The sequence below is a fragment of the Anaerosacchariphilus polymeriproducens genome, assembly GCF_003363435.1.
Taxonomy (GTDB): Bacteria; Bacillota; Clostridia; order Lachnospirales; family Lachnospiraceae; genus Anaerosacchariphilus; species Anaerosacchariphilus polymeriproducens.
The window spans coordinates 58,122-76,832 of the sequence record NZ_QRCT01000020.1 but is presented as its reverse complement, the minus strand read 5'-3'; the positions used below and the strand labels follow the sequence as shown (position 1 = coordinate 76,832).

General features: G+C 34.7%; 18 protein-coding genes. 16 read left to right on the top strand and 2 right to left on the bottom strand.

Features of this window, described 5'->3' with window-relative positions; genetic code table 11:
• Positions 1 to 7: 7 nt before the first annotated feature.
• Together DWV06_RS08695 and DWV06_RS08690 are read right to left on the bottom strand one after the other, a co-directional pair.
• The gene (locus tag DWV06_RS08695) at positions 8 to 1,015 is read right to left on the bottom strand and encodes a LacI family DNA-binding transcriptional regulator (protein WP_162300612.1); all 1,008 of its coding nucleotides are present in this window, start codon (positions 1,013 to 1,015) and stop codon (positions 8 to 10) included.
• A 120-nt stretch (positions 1,016 to 1,135) separates the two neighbouring features.
• On the bottom strand, positions 1,136 to 2,026 hold the full coding sequence (locus DWV06_RS08690; protein WP_115481795.1) for a PfkB family carbohydrate kinase: 891 nt from the start codon (positions 2,024 to 2,026) through the stop codon (positions 1,136 to 1,138).
• 273 nt (positions 2,027 to 2,299) lie between these two features.
• Here DWV06_RS08690 and DWV06_RS08685 point away from each other — a divergent pair, with 273 nt between their 5' ends.
• The 16 genes from DWV06_RS08685 (at position 2,300) to DWV06_RS08615 (ending at position 18,651) form a co-directional block, all read left to right on the top strand.
• Positions 2,300 to 3,187, top strand: coding sequence for a PfkB family carbohydrate kinase (locus tag DWV06_RS08685; protein WP_115481794.1), 888 nt, complete (start codon positions 2,300 to 2,302; stop codon positions 3,185 to 3,187).
• 39 nt (positions 3,188 to 3,226) lie between these two features.
• Entirely contained in the window at positions 3,227 to 5,044 is a 1,818-nt protein-coding gene (locus tag DWV06_RS08680) for an ABC transporter permease (RefSeq protein WP_115481793.1), read from the top strand.
• A 41-nt stretch (positions 5,045 to 5,085) separates the two neighbouring features.
• Positions 5,086 to 6,204 carry an ABC transporter ATP-binding protein gene (locus tag DWV06_RS08675; protein WP_115481792.1) on the top strand — a complete coding sequence of 373 codons (1,119 nt, stop codon included), beginning with the start codon at positions 5,086 to 5,088 and terminating at the stop codon, positions 6,202 to 6,204.
• Positions 6,205 to 6,244: 40 nt separating this feature from the next.
• The gene (locus DWV06_RS08670) at positions 6,245 to 7,423 is read left to right on the top strand and encodes an ABC transporter substrate-binding protein (RefSeq protein WP_115481791.1); all 1,179 of its coding nucleotides are present in this window, start codon (positions 6,245 to 6,247) and stop codon (positions 7,421 to 7,423) included.
• Between the two features lie 30 nt (positions 7,424 to 7,453).
• Complete coding sequence (locus DWV06_RS18535; protein WP_162300611.1) at positions 7,454 to 7,900, top strand: hypothetical protein; 447 nt, start codon at positions 7,454 to 7,456, stop codon at positions 7,898 to 7,900.
• Positions 7,897 to 8,652 carry an HAD family hydrolase gene (locus tag DWV06_RS08665; RefSeq protein WP_162300610.1) on the top strand — a complete coding sequence of 252 codons (756 nt, stop codon included), beginning with the start codon at positions 7,897 to 7,899 and terminating at the stop codon, positions 8,650 to 8,652. Before DWV06_RS18535 ends, DWV06_RS08665 begins: the two co-directional genes overlap by 4 nt.
• Before the next feature lie 4 nt (positions 8,653 to 8,656).
• The gene (locus tag DWV06_RS08660; protein WP_115481789.1) at positions 8,657 to 9,409 is read left to right on the top strand and encodes an HAD family hydrolase; all 753 of its coding nucleotides are present in this window, start codon (positions 8,657 to 8,659) and stop codon (positions 9,407 to 9,409) included.
• 19 nt (positions 9,410 to 9,428) lie between these two features.
• Positions 9,429 to 10,475: an endonuclease/exonuclease/phosphatase family protein gene (locus DWV06_RS08655; protein ID WP_115481788.1), complete on the top strand. Its 1,047-nt coding sequence runs from the start codon at positions 9,429 to 9,431 to the stop codon at positions 10,473 to 10,475.
• A 38-nt stretch (positions 10,476 to 10,513) separates the two neighbouring features.
• Positions 10,514 to 11,221 (top strand): PHP domain-containing protein, encoded by a 708-nt coding sequence (locus DWV06_RS08650; RefSeq protein ID WP_115481787.1) that lies wholly within the window; start codon positions 10,514 to 10,516, stop codon positions 11,219 to 11,221.
• Positions 11,222 to 11,297: 76 nt separating this feature from the next.
• Positions 11,298 to 11,972, top strand: a complete 675-nt coding sequence (locus DWV06_RS08645; protein ID WP_115481786.1) for an MgtC/SapB family protein — start codon at positions 11,298 to 11,300, stop codon at positions 11,970 to 11,972.
• A gap of 22 nt (positions 11,973 to 11,994) precedes the next feature.
• Positions 11,995 to 12,678, top strand: a complete 684-nt coding sequence (locus DWV06_RS08640) for an MgtC/SapB family protein (RefSeq protein WP_115481785.1) — start codon at positions 11,995 to 11,997, stop codon at positions 12,676 to 12,678.
• A 102-nt stretch (positions 12,679 to 12,780) separates the two neighbouring features.
• Positions 12,781 to 13,986: an ATP-binding protein gene (locus tag DWV06_RS08635; protein ID WP_115481784.1), complete on the top strand. Its 1,206-nt coding sequence runs from the start codon at positions 12,781 to 12,783 to the stop codon at positions 13,984 to 13,986.
• A gap of 96 nt (positions 13,987 to 14,082) precedes the next feature.
• Positions 14,083 to 14,859 (top strand): ABC transporter ATP-binding protein, encoded by a 777-nt coding sequence (locus DWV06_RS08630; RefSeq protein WP_115481783.1) that lies wholly within the window; start codon positions 14,083 to 14,085, stop codon positions 14,857 to 14,859.
• Positions 14,849 to 16,894: an FtsX-like permease family protein gene (locus tag DWV06_RS08625; protein WP_115481782.1), complete on the top strand. Its 2,046-nt coding sequence runs from the start codon at positions 14,849 to 14,851 to the stop codon at positions 16,892 to 16,894. Before DWV06_RS08630 ends, DWV06_RS08625 begins: the two co-directional genes overlap by 11 nt.
• A gap of 49 nt (positions 16,895 to 16,943) precedes the next feature.
• Positions 16,944 to 17,630, top strand: a complete 687-nt coding sequence (locus DWV06_RS08620; protein WP_115481781.1) for a response regulator transcription factor — start codon at positions 16,944 to 16,946, stop codon at positions 17,628 to 17,630.
• Positions 17,623 to 18,651: a sensor histidine kinase gene (locus DWV06_RS08615; protein ID WP_115481780.1), complete on the top strand. Its 1,029-nt coding sequence runs from the start codon at positions 17,623 to 17,625 to the stop codon at positions 18,649 to 18,651. The genes DWV06_RS08620 and DWV06_RS08615 overlap by 8 nt, the downstream gene beginning before the upstream one ends.
• Positions 18,652 to 18,711: the final 60 nt, after the last annotated feature.

Here is an 18,711-nt window from a genome sequence, read left to right as displayed (position 1 = left end):
GTCTGTATTAAGTAAGTATTCGGCAAGAAAAACGTTCTATTAATTCCGGACGGAAGGTCTGATGGGTATGATTTTTGGGTTCTTCTTGATTCTTACTATTTTTCATGATCAAATCGACTGCTGTTTCAGCAATATTCTTTTTTTGCTGTTCAATCGTAGTTAGATTGATCTTCGGTAGATTTGAATAACTAATATTATCAAAACCTAATAGGGAAAAATCATTCGGTATATGAAGACCACATTCTTCGGCGGCCTGCATGACACCTAAAGCCAACGTATCAGAAGCTGCGAAAATTGCTGTAAAGTTTTCTTCTGTATTAAAAAGTTTTTTGGCAAGCAGGTATCCATTTTCAATGGAACTGTATGGAAAAGTACTATCAAAACGGCGTTCACTTATATTGCAGTCAGCGGCAGCAGCCTGATAGCCATGAAGTCGGTTTAAATGAGCAATACTGTTTTCGTGCCATCCAAAATATATAATTTCCTTATGTCCAAGTTGATATAAATATCTTAATCCTTGGTATCCTCCATAATAGTTGTCAGTACTGACAAAATTACCTTGAGCCGTTCCGTCATTATCTCCTATATATACGATTGGGCATGGTGAATAGTTAAAGTGTGGGTAAGAAGAATCATGTGATGTTGCAATAATGATTCCTGATACATTGGAGGTAATAAGCATTTTGCATAAGTCTTCGATTTTTTGATCGTTACTGGAACTGCTGCATAATAGAATAGTAAAACCATGTTGATGGCTGTATTTGTCAATATTTGCAGCTAGTTCAGAGTAAAATGGATTTTTTATGTCAGGAATGATAAGGCCAATCATACGATTTTGGTTTTCTGATGAATTTTTAAGAGTAGTATTGATGCGATAACCTTCTTGCTTACATATTTGAAAAATGCGTTTTCTGGTCTCCTCACTGATTCCAGGTTTATTATTAAGAGCCCGTGATACGGATGCATAGGATACCCCTGCAAGTTTTGCGATATCTTTGATATTTTTTGATTTCATATGAATCACCTCCATGTTAGTAAAAAATTACGTTATAGTAACGTTATAATGTTACTATAACGCTGTAATCAGAAATACACAAGAAAAAAATATTTAATTTTTATATAAATTACTATTATATTAAAATTCTGAATAAAAATCTTTTATGTAATTCTCTACGTCTCTACTTGTGCCTTTGAAGGCTCCTGGTGTCTCCATTTTTAGAGATACCATGGCAGTTGAAAATAGAAGAGATTCTTTGATGCTGTTTCCATTGACCCTTTTTGCAATATAAGCTCCAAAAGTAGTGTCACCGCGCCCGGTACGCCCGGATAGATTTCTTGCCTTGATTGGGCAGGTATAAAAATCAGAGCCGTCAAAAACTAATATTTCTTTATTATAAGATATCATAATTTCTTTTGCGCCCCAGTGATACATAATGGCAGCAGCTTCTTTGCGATCAGAGGTCCCGGTTAAAATCTCGGCTTCTGCCGCATCTGTTTTTAAAAAGTTAAAATATTTAAAATACTTTTTTTTGTCTTCCCAGTCCTCAAAATACATTTCTCCATTTAGAGGGTTCCTATGACGTAAAAAGCCTTGAATATCAGCAGAAACAAGCCCTTTTTCAGCAAGTTTCACAATTATGTCATTAGAAAAATCGTGATAAAGTAAACCTGCTAAATGATAAAGTGTAGTATTTACTTTAGGTATTTCTTCAAAAAGAATCTGATCAGACTGGGCAAGAGAGGTTGCACGTCTTTTTTCTCTGTCTGCAGTGAAATATTGGTTTCTCATTAAAGTAGTGACAGATGAGGGCAATATAGAAATAGAACTTCCAGGTAATTGGAAAGTTTCCAAGATAGACTCGTCTTGCTTTGCCATTTTAATAGCAGCATAGACTTTTGCATTGGCAGCGTTTGCAGCAGCAGCAGAAAAGTAAACAGCTCCTCCTAATTCGAAAACTTCATCTCCTTGATAATCGATATTGTGATCGTGTGCAATTGGTCCAATCATCATAACGTCATAGTTCATAAATACACCTCCAAATGTTGAAGTAAATAAAGTTACATTTACATTATAACATAACGTTACAAAACAGAGCAATTAGTTAAAATGCAAAAAGATATAGCGTAATAAACGTAATAAAACACGAAAAATAGTGCATAACTAACAAAGATATAAAGAAAAGTATTAATATATTGACATTTATGCACAATAAAAGTAAAATATAATTACGAAAACAAGTTTGAAAGTGTACGCAAACAAGGACGGAAATGTAACGTAAAAAAACAAGGAGGAAGAGTAATGAAACGAAAATCGTATGATACACTAATTGTCGGGCCATGTTCGATTGATATTATGATTGATTGTAATATGCAACAGACGACATTAGTGGGGGGAGCCGTTATACAATCCGGATATGCGGCAGCGAATACCGGAAGTCGGACCGCAGTATTTACAAAACTGAATGTAAAAGATGCTGACATATACAAGGCTTTTGAAAACTGCAATGCGGATGTATATTGGAAACCATCAAAAGCAACCACCTCAATAAGAAATCAATACTTCACGCAGGACAAAGAGAAAAGAGAATGTCAATTATTATCGCAATGTGACAAAATTAATTTACAGGAAATACCTTATGTAGATAGTTCGATATATCACTTTGCAGGTTTAACAGTTGGTGATTTTGATGATGAAATCATAAAAGAAGTACATAGTAGAGGGAAAATTGCAGTTGATGTACAGTGTTTATTACGAAAAGCAGAAGCAGATGGAGAATTAAGATTTTGTGATTGGCAACAAAAAGAAAAGTATCTTCCATATATAGAGTTCTTAAAGACAGATGAAGCAGAAGCTGAAATATTAACAGGAAAAAAGGACCGTGAAGAGGCTGCAAAGCAGCTGTATGCATGGGGAGCAAAAGAAGTTATGATTACTCATAATACGGAAGTTTTAATTTATGATGGGAATGAAATATATAAATGTCCAATCAAGGCACGTAGTTTAGCAGGGAGAACAGGTCGAGGAGATACTTGTTTTGCAGGATATATCACAAGAAGATTACAGCATAATATTAAAGATTCTCTTTTGTTTGCAGCAGCTCTGGTATCTTTAAAAATGGAAACTCCGGGACCATATTGTGGAGATGAAGAAGATGTACAAAAGTATATAAATAAATTTTATTGCTAATTATATTATTAATTAAATTAATAGGAAAGGGGCGGTTGTATGATTGAAAATCAACAGAGGAGTTATTCTAAATCCAAAAGGATAAAGAATATTTTGAAAGATGTATTTACGAATCCATATAACATAATTGTTTTTATTTCATTGGTATTTCTTACTTATTTAATTATTGTACCGTTAATAAGTATGATAACTTCTACATTTCAGGTAGCACAGGGCGAATTAAGACGCATTCCCGGTTCACAGGTAGGAGATTTTACTTTATATTACTGGCAGCGATTATTGGCAAGTGAGTTCAGCATGTCTACATTATATAAGCCACTATTGAATTCACTATTGATTGGTGTCTGTGTATCGGTTTTTAGTATTACACTGGGTTCAGGACTTGCGTGGTTTATGGTAAGGACAGATCTTCCATTTAAAAAGTTCTTTTCATTTGCAGTAATTATTCCTTATATGATTCCATCCTGGTGTAAGTCAATGGCTTGGCTGACAGTATTTCGAAATGAACGTGTTGGAGGATCCGCTGGATTTCTTAGTGGAATAGGAATTAATACTCCGGATTGGCTGGCATACGGACCATTTGCTATTATTTGTGTATTAACGGTTCACTACTATGCCTATTCCTACTTGCTTACCTCTTCAGCGTTACGATCAATCAATAGTGAGTTAGAAGAAATGGGAGAGATACAGGGGGCAGGTAAAGCTACGATTCTTAGGAAAATTACATTACCATTAGTAATGCCTGCAATACTTTCTTCTGTTATTTTAACTTTTTCAAAATCGATAGGAACATTTGGGGTTCCTGCATTCTTGGGAATGAAAATTAATTATTATACAATTTCAACTATGCTTTATTCTAATATTAAACAGCAGAATACAAGTTTAGGTTTTGCTATTAGTATTATTTTAATCACGATAGCGGCTATGACAGTGTACATAAATCAAAAGATCATTGGAACAAGAAAATCTTACGAGACAATCGGCGGAAAGGGTGGACGTTCTACACCGCTTCGTCTTGGAAAGTGGAGAGGTTTATTTACAGCATTAATAACCGCATTTATTGGATTAGCAGTAATTATGCCGATAGCAATTCTATTTTTAGAAACATTTCTAAAAAAGACAGGGGATTATTCTTTATCCAATTTCACACTCCATTATTGGATAGGAGCTTCTGACCCTGCAATCGCGGAAGGAGAAGCGGGAGTATTAAGAAATGCGAGATTCTGGACAAACGTGAAAAACACTATGATTTTAGTTGTAGTAACTTCTGTAATTGCAACTATTATAGGTCAAATATTGGGATATATAAGTTCAAGAGGGCGGAAAAAAGTATCTGGAAAGTTAATTGAACAATTAGTATTTATTCCTTATCTGATACCATCAATCGCATTTAGTGCAATTTACTTATCGATGTTTTCTACAAGGCATGGAATTGTGCCCGCATTATATGGAAGCATGGCTTTAATGGTAGTTGTCAGTGTTGTTAAACACATTCCTTTTGCCAGCAGAGCCGGAACGAGTAATATGATCCAGATTGGAACGGAGCTTGAAGAAGCAGCGAATATTGAAGGAGCATCTTTTATGAAAAGGATGCTAAAAGTGGTCCTTCCTCTTTCGAAAGGCGGATTTATTTCAGGTTTGATGCTGATTTTTATCAGTATTATGAAAGAACTGGATTTGATTATTTTGATTATAACTCCTAAACTTGCGACCCTGCCTTATATGGCGTTTCAATACTCTAATAATAATAATAATCAGATGTCAGACGTGGTTGCAGTTATTATGTTTTCAATTGTATTGGTGATATATCTCATAACAAATAAAGTAAGTGGTGCAGATATCAGCAGCAGTATGTAGCAAGATGAGAGAAGCGATGAATTAGAAAGGGAGGAAGTAAGATGGGAAAAATTGTATTGAAAAATATAGACAAATTTTATGGAAGTAATCATGTTTTGAAAAATTTAAATCTTGAAATTGAAGACGGAGATTTTATGACACTCCTTGGACCTTCAGGATGTGGTAAGACAACAACACTTAGAGTTCTTTCCGGTTTGGAAAAACCACAAAATGGCTATATTTACATGGATGAGAAAGAAATTGTAAATTGTGATGAGGCACATTATGAAGCTCCCAGTAAGAGAGGTTTAAACCTGGTATTCCAAAGTTACGCATTGTGGCCGCATATGACAGTGTTTGAGAATGTTGCGTTTGGATTAACGATTAAAAAAATTCCAAAAGAAGAAATGAAACGCATGGTTGAAAATGCACTGGAACGTATGCAGATTTTACAATTTAAAGAACGCTATCCGGCAGAGTTGTCAGGTGGTCAACAGCAGCGTGTTGCGATAGCAAGAGCAATTGTATCTGCACCGAAGTTACTACTTTTGGATGAACCTCTTTCAAATTTGGATGCAAAGCTGAGGGTGGATATGCGTACGGAACTGAAGCGGCTTCATCATGAAATGGGTACCACGATTGTTTATGTTACACATGACCAAATAGAAGCGTTAACGATGTCTACCAAAATTGCAATTTTCTTTGAAGGAGTCTTGACTCAGGTTGATACACCACTTGGAATTTATAATAATCCGGCTGATTTACGAGTTGCAGATTTTATTGGTAACCCAAGAATTAATTTTGCTGAATGTACCGGAAGAGTAAAAGAATCAAAATTTATTGTTACCTCTTCATTCGGTGAGTTTGTATTTGATAGTAGTATGTTGAAAAAAGAAGGAGGAGAAAACAAAGAATTTCCTTGTGTCATTGGATTAAGGCCTGAGCAGATAGAGATAAAAAGAAAACAGGAGGAAGGGTGTTTTGCCGCAAAAGTTTATACAAGCCAGCCGGCAGGATCAGAAACATTAATTACATTAAAGGCAGGAGGTGTTACCTTTTTAGCAAAGGAAATAGGAATTGCAAATTATAAGGAAAATGAAAAAGTTTGGCTGTATATTGATCCCAACAAAGTCAATGTATTTGACCAAGAAAGTAAGAAGTTGATTAAATATTCAGTATAGCAGCCACGTAAGCAAATGATTTTGGATAGGAGGAAAAGTTATGTTAAAGAAAAACATTGTAGCTATGGGTTTGATATTTATGTTAGTAACTTCTTTAGCGGGTTGTGGTGGAAAAGACAAGAATACAAAAACATCAGATTCGTCTAATGATTCAATCAAGCAGGAAATGTCAGATGAAGATGCGGAAACTCTTTATCAACAAGCGATTAAAGAAGGCGGAAAATTAAATGTATACTCCATTTCAAGCCGTATGCCTAAAGCAGCCGAAAGTTTTATGGAGAAATATCCTGAAATAAAAGTTGAGGTATATGACTTAAAACAAAACGAGGTTCTGGAGAAAATTTCACGTGAATATAAAGCAGATATTCATACTTGTGATGTAGCACATTTAAAAGATGAAGATGGCAGTGTTTGGAATGAATATGTCAAAAATAATATTCTTAAGATTTATTATCCGAAAGATATTTGTGAAAACATAGATAGTTCTTATCTAGAAACAGGGATGCCATTATATACAGAAATGTATTTCTGGTATTACAATACGGAAGTTTATGATAAAGCACCGATTGATAGTTGGTGGGATTTGACCAGAGAAGAGTGGAGAGGAAAGCTGATAACAAGAAATCCACAGGATGACTCTACTTATATGGCATTATTCACAAATTTATGGCTCGCAAGTGATGAGTTAGAAGCTTCCTATAAAGAAGAATTTGGTGAAGATCTGGTACTTAGTAAAGGATGTAAAAATGCTGCAGAAGAATTTATGTATCGTTTCTGTAACAACGATTTGATATATGCTGCTTCTAGTGACGAAATTTGTGAAGCTGTAGGTACTAAGGGGCAGGATAGTGCACCAATTGGACTTGCTGCATCATCCAAGATGAGAAAAGTAGAATCAGATGGGTATGTAATGAATACCATTGAAAACATTAAACCATTTATAGGAAACCTACAGATCAATTACTTATACACAGTGGATAAAAGTGAGCATGAATCGGCAGCAAAGCTTTTCGTACGCTGGCTTATGGGAGAAAAGGACGGAAAAGGAAAAGGTTTTGAACCATTTAATACTTTAGGCGGATGGGCATTAAGAAAAGATGTTGAAACATTAGAAGGGAACACACCTTTAACAGATATAAATTATGTTAGATACAAAGCAGATGAAGTTTATAATGCATATGTGAATGTGGAAGATTTCTGGATATCATTACAGAAATAAATGAAGTTCAAACAGAAAGGATAGACGGCTATGATTAACTTATTTATGAAAGATGGAAGAGTCAAAAGTACATTACTATTAAATAGTTTTTGTTTCAGTATTGCTTTTTTTGCAATCTACGGTTTGACTTATGGACTTTTAATGCCTGGATTAGATCATATTTTAAGTAGATTCCTTCCGGCAACGATATGTACTTTGTTAGAATCCGGAATATGTGGCCTTGTTGGAAGCGTTATTTGCTCTACCTGTTTTTTCCTAATGAAAGACAAGCGAGTATTTTTAGCGGCATATATCTGGTTATTTATAATTTGTGCAGTATTGATTGTAGGTGTATGGAATCAAATCGGGCCATCAGGCAGAAATTCATTCTTGTATATAGCAGTTTCCTATATTTGGGCCCCTATGTTAGCGGGAGGTATCCTTTCTGTTGGACTTTACAAAGGCTGGTTTTTAAAAGAAAAGAGGCAGAGAATATGATAAATACAGTAATGTTTGATATGGGAGGGACGTTAGAAGAACTTGAATCCAATCAAAAGACAGCAGAAAATGTAATCTCTCATATATATGAAAAGCTGGCAGAGAAAGGTGTTTCGATAAAAGATCCGAAAGAACAATTTTGGAATAAGGTAATAGACGGGAGAGTAAAGTATAAAACTTATAGCCAAGAATGCAAAAGAGAGTTGAAACCGGAACAAATTTGGTCAGATTGGATTTTTAAAAACTTAAATATTGAAACAAACATTATTTATGAAATAGCTGAAGAATTAGCTCATATGTGGGAAGTGACTTATTTTGAACGCAGGCTGCGAAAAGGTGCGAAAGAAATGCTTAGGTGTTTAAAACAGGAAGGTTATAAGTTGAGCATAATTAGTAATACTGCAAGTTTATATCAAGTGTTCAAAAGTTTAGAAAATTATGGAATCAGGGAGTATTTTGAAGATGTGACATTATCTAGTATAACAGGGTATCGCAAACCTCATCCGGAAATTTATAAGATAGCCATGCATCAGGTGAAATCGAAACCAGAAGAATGTGTTTTTGTTGGTGATCGGATCTCGAAGGATATTTTGGGAGCCAAGAATGCCAAACTGGGTGCTTCCATTCAACTATTGCCAAAAGAGTCTTATAAGATGGATGAATTATTGAAAGATACGGTTAGAAGTGATTATGAAATTACTGATATATTTGAAGTTGTTGAAATAATGAAAAAAATAAACGGAAGAGGGTGATAGCATGTTTACTACAGTTTTATTTGATATGGGAGGTACGTTAGAGAATATATCATATTCCTCAGAATCGATGATAAAAGTTACAGATAACATGCTGAAGCTATTAGAGAAATATGGGATTCAGGTAAATGGAACAAAAGAAGAATTTTGGAGTAAGGTAAAAGAAGGAAAGGAAGAGTACCGAATTTTTAGTGAGGCCAATCAAATAGAATTAAAGCCTGAAGAAATATGGCCTAACTGGGTCATGAAAAAGCTGGATCTAAATAAAGAAAAAATAGCAGAAATTTCAGAAGAACTGGCTCATATGTGGGAAGTAACTTATTTTGAACGCAAGCTGCGTGATGGTGTGATAGAGACTTTGGAAAAGTTAAAGAACAAAGGCTACAAATTAGGTATTATCAGCAATACTGCAAGCCTTTATCAGGTATTTGATGTTTTAGAAGATTATGGAATCAGAGATTATTTTAAGGATGTAACATTATCAAGTATAACAGGATATCGCAAACCAAATAAAGAAATTTTTAATATAGCACTTAATCAGATGCAGGCAAAACCGGAAGAATGTGTCTATGTTGGAGATACCAGATCACGAGACATTACTGGTGCGAAAAATGCAAACTTTGGAGCATCAATACAAATCAAATCTTTTTTGACTCAAAGAAAAGATGCTGAGGTTGAAAAAGCAATACAGCCAGATTTTATTATAAGTGACATTACAGAAGTAGTAACGGTCATGGAGGAATTAGAAAAAAGATAGGAAGAAAGAGAGTGAGGCTATGATTTATTATAATGTAGATAAAGTTTATAAATCAGTTGAAGATATGAGAAAAAAGAAGATGACTCATATGGAAATTCTGAAAAAAAATCTTCCAGAAATTCTAAGACCTGATGTAGATAATTCTTTTTCTTCCTGTACCAGAAATGAGTTTTCAGCAGTTGTATTTAACATGGAGACAGGAAACAGATTAGATAGAATAATCCCTTACTTATTAAAACATATGGAACTTAAAAATGCAGACATTATACTGGCGAATGAGTTAGATTATGGAATGAAGCGCTCTTTAAATTTACATACGACCCGCGAACTTGCAAAAGTTTTAAATATGAATTATGCTTATGGTGTAGAATTTATAACAGAAAATGCAGGGAAAAATCAAAATGAATTAGGAATGCATGGAAACGCGATTTTATCAAAATACCCATTATATAATGCATTTCTGATACATCTGCCAATTGAATATGAATGGTTCTATAAAGAAGAGGATTGCCGGATAGGTGTTCGGGTTGCAGTTGCAGCTGAGATCGAATTGGATGGGAAACGAATGGGGTTATGCAGTGTACATTTAGAAAACCGGGCAACTCCCCAAGGAAGAGAAAGGCAGTTAAGATTCTTATTAGATGAACTTGAAAAGAAATTAGGAAACGTGCCTGTATTAATTGGTGGAGATATGAATACCAATATGGTCGATGGTGATTCTAAAGGACCTTTTGAATATCTTCGAGGAAAGGAACAAGAACAGCAACATTGCTTAGGAATGATAACAGCAGTGGAACCTTTAATGAAGACAGCCTTAAATTATGGATATTCTTATGAGGACTGTAATATTATGAAAAAAATAACGCGTAGGAAACCTATGCAGGATGGAAGCAAGGTTGTTTTAAATTTGGATTGGTTCTTTCAAAAAGGGCTTCAATGTTGGGATCCTAAAGTAGTTGATACAGTATTTGATCATTTAAAATTGGAAGGTGGAGAAAGGTACAAACAGTTTGATGGTCAAGAGCTCTCTGATCATAATGCAATTACGGTTAGGTGTAAAATATAAAAGGAAAAACACGCATCTAAGAAAGAGGGAAAAGGAGTATGTATAAAATAGAAACGCACCTTCATACAAAACACACAAGTAAATGTGGAAGGCTAACTTATGATTCATTGATTCATTCTTATAAAGAGAAGGGATATGATGCCATTGCAGTGACCGATCATTATAATGCTGCTACAATTAAATACAAAAGTATAGACATCCAATCGCCGGGAAGTAAAGTGGATTATTTTCTAGATGGATATTATCGAATGAAAGAAGAAGGGAAAAAAGCAGGAATAGTAGTATATATGGGTATGGAACTGCGATTTTCTCAGAATGAAAATGATTATTTATTATATGGTTTTGATAAAGAGCTGCTTGCGAATCCAAAAGAAATTATGGATATGGGAATCGTTGAATTTTCGAAGCTGGCAAGAGAGAAAGGTGCAGTAATCGTGCAGGCTCATCCTTTTCGGAAAAAATGTGTGCCGATAGATCCAATTTATTTAGATGGAGTAGAAGTATTAAATGCAAATCCCAGACATAACAGTCTTAATGACTTGGCTTATGAATATGGGAAACGTAATAATCTGGCAATGACAGCAGGATCTGACTGTCATCGTGAAGGAGATGAAGGACTAACAGGAATTCAAAGTTCATTTTTACCTAAGGATACATTTGAATTTGCGGAATTGATTCGTACTAGGAATTATAAAATTATAACAATCGAAGATAATAAATTAGAAAATAAACAAGATAGAGGATAAATAAATTATAAAAACATGCAGTTTGTTTCATTTGGAACTAACTGCATGTATTGTATTAGAATGAAAGGGTGATGACATGTTCAAGGAATTGTTAATACGGCTTGTTATTGCAGTAATAATTGGTGCTTTGATTGGCTGGGAAAGAGAAATGTCAAAACAGCCGGCCGGTTTCCGGACACATATCCTGGTAACGCTGGGAGCGGCAATGGTTACAATGGTTGGTTATTTTACTGCTTATAATTTTGCAGGAAGTGTAACGGTTGATCCTAATCGTCTTGCAGCACAAGTGATTAATGGAGTTGGTTTTTTAGGCGCCGGTACAATTATGAAAGAAGGTGTCACAGTCCGTGGCCTGACGACAGCGGCCGGAATTTGGACTGCAGCCTGTCTGGGAATTGCAGTTGGAGCAGGTTACTACAATCTGGCTGTTATAGGGGTTTCCTCTGTGATTGTAATACTTGTCTTATTCCGGATTTTAAGAAAGCGGATTATAAAAGGAAGATATCCAAGGTATCGTGTAGAACTGGTCTGTAAAAATGTAACTAGAGTATTGAATACATTTAATCAAAAAGTTTCTGAAACAGAAGGCAAATTTGAAAATATTTCAGCTAAAGAAGAAGGAGAGAGTCGGGTAAGGGTAACCTTTTATATACAATTTTTTCAATCTGCCGGACGGATCAAAATTGATGAGTTAATGGAGGATTTATCATTAATAAAAGGAATAGAAGGAATTAATCTGGAACGTATTTAAATAGAATCGAGGTGAAATAATCATGTTGGGTTGGAAAGAAATATTATTACGGATAACATTAGCAATCATTATTGGTGGTATTATTGGATGGGAAAGAGAAAAAGCAAACCGTCCGGCTGGTTTCCGAACTCTTTCACTGGTTTCGGTAGGAGCAGCAGTTGTAACAATTACAGGATATTTATCAGTCTATCAATTTCTGGGCTTGTCTTCCTTTGACCCAAATCGGATGGCGGCACAGGTAGTATCCGGGATAGGTTTTTTGGGAGCCGGTACAATTTTGAGAGAAGGATTTTCGGTTCGTGGTCTTACAACTGCAGCAAGTGTGTGGACAGTGGCATGTCTGGGAATTGCAGCAGGAGCAGGATATCCATTGGCTGCTGCTATAGGAACTGTCATAATCTTTGTTGTTCTTAGAATATTTAATTCAATTGAAAAGAGAATGCATCAAAATAAGCATAAAGAAATGGTCTTAGATTTTAGTTGTAAAAATATAACAAAAATTTTAGTAGCGTTGTCGAGAATGATTCCGGAAAGCAAAGGGACGATACAGGATATCGTTATGGAAAAGCAGGAAGGGAAAATGTTATCTGTTGTATTAAAGATTAAATTTTATATTCCAATCGCCGAAAACGAGTACAATAATATATATGAGGAAATTCAGGAAGTAGAAGGAATTGAAAATGTAGAAATCATTGTTCCTTTTTAATTATGACAACTTTATCAATAGTTTTTGCGTTGCAATACAAAAACTATTGATAAAGTTTATTTTTTTGCATATAATGGTACTAATTAGATTGGAGGAAGTGTAATGATTGAAAGAAAAGAATATTTTGAAAAACTAGTTGGATATAAGGATAAAAAAATCATAAAAGTAGTAACTGGTATTAGGCGTTGTGGAAAATCTACGTTACTGAGAATGTTTCAGGAATATTTACTAGATAATGGAGTAGAAAAAATACAAATAGTAGCTATAAACTTTGAAGATTATGAGTTTGAGGAATTGAAAGATCCAAAAGAATTATATAAGTATATTAAAAGTAAATTGCTGCCAAATAGAATGGTATATGTGATACTAGATGAAATCCAGAATGTGAAAGAATTTCAAAAAGTAGTAGACAGTTTATTTATTAAGGATAATATAGATATTTATTTAACAGGTTCAAATGCATATATGCTATCGGGAGAATTGGCTACTCTTCTATCAGGCCGGTATATTAAAATAGAAATGCTTCCGCTCTCTTTCGCAGAGTATGTTTCAGTAAGAGGGGAAGGAAAAAGCATGGACGAAAATTATCAGGAGTATATAGAAACTAGTTCATTCCCTTATGCGCTATACTTGGAAAAAGAAAATAGACAGATAAAGGAATATCTATCAAGTATTTACGACACTGTAATTTTGAAAGATGTTATTGGGAGAAAGAAGATAACAGATATTATGATGTTAGAAAGTGTTATTCGCTTTTTAATGGATAATATAGGTAATCAGTTATCAACAAAAAAAATAAGTGATACGATGACTTCAAATGGAAGAGGTATAAATGTTAGAACGGTTGAATCCTATTTATCAGCATTTATGAACTCTTATATTGTGTACCAAGCGAAACGATTTGATATTAAGGGGAAACAGTATTTGAAGACTTTGGAAAAGTATTATATTGTTGACATTGGTCTAAGGAATGCCCTACTTGGTAATCGTGGGCAAGATGTAGGACATATCTTGGAAAATGTTGTTTATCTTGAGCTGATCCGGAGGGGGTATGAAGTATACGTTGGTAAGGTGGAAGATGTAGAGGTAGACTTTGTAGTTAAAAATGAGCAGGGGACAAAATATATCCAGGTTGCTGCAAGTGTTCGTGACGAAAATACATTGAAAAGAGAGCTTAAACCGTTACAAAAAATACAGGATCATTATCCAAAGTGTATTATGACACTAGATAGAGACCCTGTAGCTGATTATGAAGGGATTAGAAGATTCAATGCTTTGGATTTTTTTATGCATAAAATAGATATTTAGAAGTTAAATCTTTCAATAACTGTAAGTGTTATATATCACATTCATTCTGTATAATAGGAGTTAATGAATTTGAGAATGAAAGTGAGGAAAAGTTGAATGAATCAGAAAATATTAGAAGTACAGTCTTTAAGGAAGTACTATGGAAAACAGGATACAGTTACAAAAGCGATAGATGGACTTACTTTTCAGGTAATGGAAGGAGAGTTCATTGGGATTATGGGGAGCAGTGGATCGGGTAAAACAACACTTTTAAATTGTATTGCTACAACAATTTGTCCGACAGAAGGGAAGATACTTTTGAAGGGTAAAAATATCGGAGATTTTAAAGGGGAGCAACTGGCGGATTACAGAGGAAGCAGAATAGGTTATCTTTTCCAGAATTATGAATTACTCGATAATTTAACAGGCAGGGAAAATATCATGCTACCTCTGGCAATACACAATGTGAAAGAACAGGATGGCGTAGATCAAATTGAACGCCTTGCTCAATTTTTGGAGATAGAAGATGTCTTGTCAAAATTCCCGTCCCAGATGTCAGGCGGTCAGAAACAACGGGTGGCAGCAGCCAGGGCTATGATTTTGAATCCGGACATTGTGCTGGCTGATGAGCCGACTGGAGCTTTGGATTCTAAAAATGCGAAAATTCTAATGAATAAACTCTCTGATTTAAATCAAAAGCAAAAAGTAACAATTTTGATGGTAACTCATGATTCAAATGCAGCAAGCTATTGTTCGAGGATTTTATTTATTCAGGACGGAATGATTTTCCATGAATTGAGAAAAAAAATTCCTGAAGAAACCCAGCAAGAGTTCTATGAACGAATCATTTCGGTCATGGCACAATTGGGAGGAGGAAGTGCAAATGTTCTTTAAACTGGTTCGAAAAAACAGTAAGCGCAGCCGGAAAGAGAACGGACTTTTCTTTCTATCCCTTATTGTTTCAATTGTGGCATTTTATATTATTTTATCGCTTAAAAATCAGGACGTAATCATTTTTTTAAGGAAAATGGAAAGTGATGCCGTGAATCATCTGTTCATGATGATACCGGTATTATATGGAGTTTCCCTATTTATTTTATTTTTCTTGGTATACTTTTCCGGAAAATATCAACTTGATAGAAGGAATCACCAATTGGGCATTTATATGATGATGGGTATGCGGCGAACAAGGCTGTTATTAATGTTGTTGGCTGAAGAAATATGGAGCAGTGTTTTATCTCTGGCAGTCGGAATACCAGTAGCAGTATTCATATCTGAGATGATCAGCCTGATTACAGCTAGAGTTGTTGGACTTGGTATTATAGGTCACCGTTTTACATTTTCAATATATGCAATATTTTGGACTGCTGTTGGTTATTTTGCAATTCGGTTATTGGCATTGGCAATCTTAAGTGGTAATATTGTAAAAAAAGAAATTGGGCAGTTACTGTATGATTCACAAGAAGAGAAACAAAGGATTCATAATCGGAGCTTAGTTTTGATTCAATTTACATCTGGTATTTTGTTATTGGCAGCAGCATATGGAATGGCTATTTCAGGAATATCTTGGAATTCGATTAGCGGGATGATAATCACTATAATTATTGGTATTTCCGGTACTTTCCTCTTGTTTTATGGTATTGGAATTTTGTTTGAGATGTTTTTGAAGAAAAGGGGAACGAATAAAGGGTTGGGAATATTTACGTTTCGCCAGTTGCAGGAGACAGTATTTCTGCGTCCTAATTCTTTAGCAATTTCCTCCTTGTTAGTTTTGATGGCACTTTGCTTTTTTGGGTATGGCATTTCCGTTGGTTTCGGTTCCGACAGAAAGGAACAGCATGTTTTGGATTATACATTCCAGGGAGACGAGAAGCAAATAAAAACGGAATTAGAAAAGATAAATTTTTCAGATTATACACAAGAATTGTTTGAAGTCAGAACAGGTTATTTTTCTGTAGAACAAGATGATGAAGACGGCTTTTCGGCAGAGTCATTGATTAGTGCTTTGAAAAGGCAGAATGATTCGAATGATGAAGATATTATATTTAATTATCTGCAATATTTTACATCTATGCATTTAATTTCTCTATCTGGATATAACCATATACTTGAGCTTGCAGGAAAAGAACCCATTAAAATGAATGAGTACCAGGTAGCTTTATATAGAGATCCTGAATTTTCTGATGAAAAAATGGAGGAAGTAGTAAAAGATTCATTGCTTGAAAAGCCGTATGTAGAAATAAAGGGCAAACAGTATCAGTTAATAGAAAAATTTTGTCAAGATGATATTGTCGTAGACCGTGCTATTAGTATTGGTTACGGATTGGTTGTATCCGATGATTTATTTGAGCGGCTTACAAATGTGAATTACAGTTCTTATTGGAATGCTGCATTGAAGAAAGAGATTGTCAAAAGCAAAGGATTATTGCAGGCGATTTCTCAGGTCAATGACAAGATAGATCAGACCTCGCTTAAATATGAAAGCTATTTGCAGAATATGGGCAGAAAGTTATTTTATTTGGTCGCATCTAGTTATACAACAATTTATCTTGCAGTTATTTTCCTGATTATTGCAAATACAGTGATTGGAGTTCAGTTTTTGATGCAGCAACATAAAACAGGAAAACGTTATCGTACATTGATTAATCTTGGCTGTCATTACGAAGTTTTGTGTCATTCGGCGAGACGGCAGATTAAATGGTATTTTGGTCTTCCAGTAACAGTGGCAGCAATAGGAAGTCTGTTTGGGGTAAAATCATTGTTTACTGGTATATTAGTTCGAAGTGTGAAAGATGAAAAATTATTATTTGTAGCAGCAGCTATAATTGTATCTATTTGTGTGATAGAATTAATTTATATGACTGTTGTTATGAAATTAAGTGACAAGTATCTGCTTGAACTAATAGAGAGCAGGCAAGAAGACAACTAAAAGAATGATACAAAAGGCGACCGCCCCTATGAGTAAAGGAGGGATTATTTTGAAAAAAATAGTGATTGTAGAAGATGATTTGTTTATGCGGGAAGAGTTGGCTTCTATTTTTATGAAAGAAAAGTATGCAATTTCCTGTATTACCTGTTTTCAGCATACATCAAAAGATATTTTAAAAGAATCCCCCGATTTAGTAATCCTAGATATCAATCTGCCTGGAGCTACTGGATTTGAAATTTGCAGAACGGTCAAGCAGAAAAGTTCTGTTCCACTACTTGTTCTGACAAGCCGGGATCAGATGCGGGATGAACTACATGCATTGAATTTAGGAGCAGATGAATATTTGACAAAGCCCTGCCATAAAGACAGATTATTGGCTCGTGTATCAAATTTACTTCGCAGATATGAAGGACGAAATCATTTTGTTGAAGTACAGGGAATCAGGTTGGATCGTAAAACATATACCCTGTATGTGGGAGAACGCTCTATCGTACTCCCAGAGAATCAAGGTAAAATAATGGAACTTCTTTTGTCTCATTCAGATGATATCGTTACAAAGGAAATGTTCTTTAAAAAGTTATGGGGAACGACAGAATACATCGATGAAAATGCGCTTCAGGTCAATATGACAAGATTGAAGAAAACGCTCGGAAGTATTTTTCTAAACGAAAGAATTATAACAATCAGGGGTAAGGGGTATTGTCTGGTATCAAGTGAAGGTATGAAAAATGATTAAAAAAATAGTGGATGTTTGCAGGAAAAATATATTTTGGTTCCTTATGTTGCTTGTTTTGAATGTTATGTTTGGGACTTTTTTGTGGCTTATTGATGAAGAAGGTTTCGTTAAACTGTTTTGTGTTATGCTTCTTGGATCTTTTGGATTGTATTGTATCTCAATATTTGTTGTCTACAAAACGGAGAGCAAGAAAGAAAAAGCAATACTTGAGTTCCTGGAAAATCCGGATTTACATCGAGAGAAAAAAGCAGTCAATTTAGGAAAGGGAACCGAAAAAAATCAGATTTATCTTATTGGAAGGAAGCTGCGTGAAAAGGATGAAAAAATAAAGGAGTCTAATTTTAATATTCAAGAGTATGAAGAATATATAGAAAGCTGGGCACACGAAATCAAGAACCCTTTGGCTTTGATGACTTTTGTATTAGATAATCGAAAAGAAGAGATTTCACCAATAATTTACCGTCGCCTGGAATATATCAGGAACCAGATGCAGGAAAATATAGATAGGATTCTATATTATGCAAGACTCAAATCCGTACATACGGATTATCTATTTGAAAAAATATCCTTACAGAAATGCTGTTATGATATCTTGAAAGAGTATGAAATCTTGTTGCAGGAACAAAAGTTTAGTATTATTAATGAGGTTCAGGACATCCAGGTGCTAGCTGACGAAAAAGGGTTGATTTTCATACTTAGTCAGGTAATCAGTAATTCGATAAAATATGTTAAACCAGAAGATAAAAATCCTTTTTTACACTTATTTACAATTGCTGACAAAGAAAAAGGATATCTTGTACTTGGAATACGGGATAATGGGATAGGTGTTAAACCTTATGATATACCATTTCTGTTTGACAAAGGATTTACTGGGGATATAGGGGAACAAAGAAAAAGAGCGACAGGAATGGGACTTTATCTGGCAAAGCAAGTAGCGCTTGCTTTGAACGTAAGAATAGAAATTGTAGAAGAATATAACGAGGGTTTCGAAATCCATTTTCTGTTTCCAATTATTGAATAAATTATAAATGAAGGTTTTAAAGAGGCTTTGGTCAGATCCTCTTTAAAACCTTCAAATATT

Bases quoted from the DNA above. Each gene is read 5' to 3' on its own strand.
- DWV06_RS08670 (WP_115481791.1), top strand. From the start codon at position 6,245: ATGTTAAAGAAAAACATTGTAGCTATGGGTTTGATATTTATGTTAGTA.
- DWV06_RS08660 (WP_115481789.1), top strand. From the start codon at position 8,657: ATGTTTACTACAGTTTTATTTGATATGGGAGGTACGTTAGAGAATATA.
- DWV06_RS08615 (WP_115481780.1), top strand. From the start codon at position 17,623: ATGATTAAAAAAATAGTGGATGTTTGCAGGAAAAATATATTTTGGTTC.
- DWV06_RS08690 (WP_115481795.1), bottom strand. From the start codon at position 2,026: ATGAACTATGACGTTATGATGATTGGACCAATTGCACACGATCACAAT.
- DWV06_RS08685 (WP_115481794.1), top strand. From the start codon at position 2,300: ATGAAACGAAAATCGTATGATACACTAATTGTCGGGCCATGTTCGATT.
- DWV06_RS08655 (WP_115481788.1), top strand. From the start codon at position 9,429: ATGATTTATTATAATGTAGATAAAGTTTATAAATCAGTTGAAGATATG.
- DWV06_RS08635 (WP_115481784.1), top strand. From the start codon at position 12,781: ATGATTGAAAGAAAAGAATATTTTGAAAAACTAGTTGGATATAAGGAT.
- DWV06_RS08645 (WP_115481786.1), top strand. From the start codon at position 11,298: ATGTTCAAGGAATTGTTAATACGGCTTGTTATTGCAGTAATAATTGGT.
- DWV06_RS18535 (WP_162300611.1), top strand. From the start codon at position 7,454: ATGATTAACTTATTTATGAAAGATGGAAGAGTCAAAAGTACATTACTA.
- DWV06_RS08665 (WP_162300610.1), top strand. From the start codon at position 7,897: ATGATAAATACAGTAATGTTTGATATGGGAGGGACGTTAGAAGAACTT.
- DWV06_RS08630 (WP_115481783.1), top strand. From the start codon at position 14,083: ATGAATCAGAAAATATTAGAAGTACAGTCTTTAAGGAAGTACTATGGA.
- DWV06_RS08675 (WP_115481792.1), top strand. From the start codon at position 5,086: ATGGGAAAAATTGTATTGAAAAATATAGACAAATTTTATGGAAGTAAT.
- DWV06_RS08650 (WP_115481787.1), top strand. From the start codon at position 10,514: ATGTATAAAATAGAAACGCACCTTCATACAAAACACACAAGTAAATGT.
- DWV06_RS08680 (WP_115481793.1), top strand. From the start codon at position 3,227: ATGATTGAAAATCAACAGAGGAGTTATTCTAAATCCAAAAGGATAAAG.
- DWV06_RS08640 (WP_115481785.1), top strand. From the start codon at position 11,995: ATGTTGGGTTGGAAAGAAATATTATTACGGATAACATTAGCAATCATT.
- DWV06_RS08625 (WP_115481782.1), top strand. From the start codon at position 14,849: ATGTTCTTTAAACTGGTTCGAAAAAACAGTAAGCGCAGCCGGAAAGAG.
- DWV06_RS08695 (WP_162300612.1), bottom strand. From the start codon at position 1,015: ATGAAATCAAAAAATATCAAAGATATCGCAAAACTTGCAGGGGTATCC.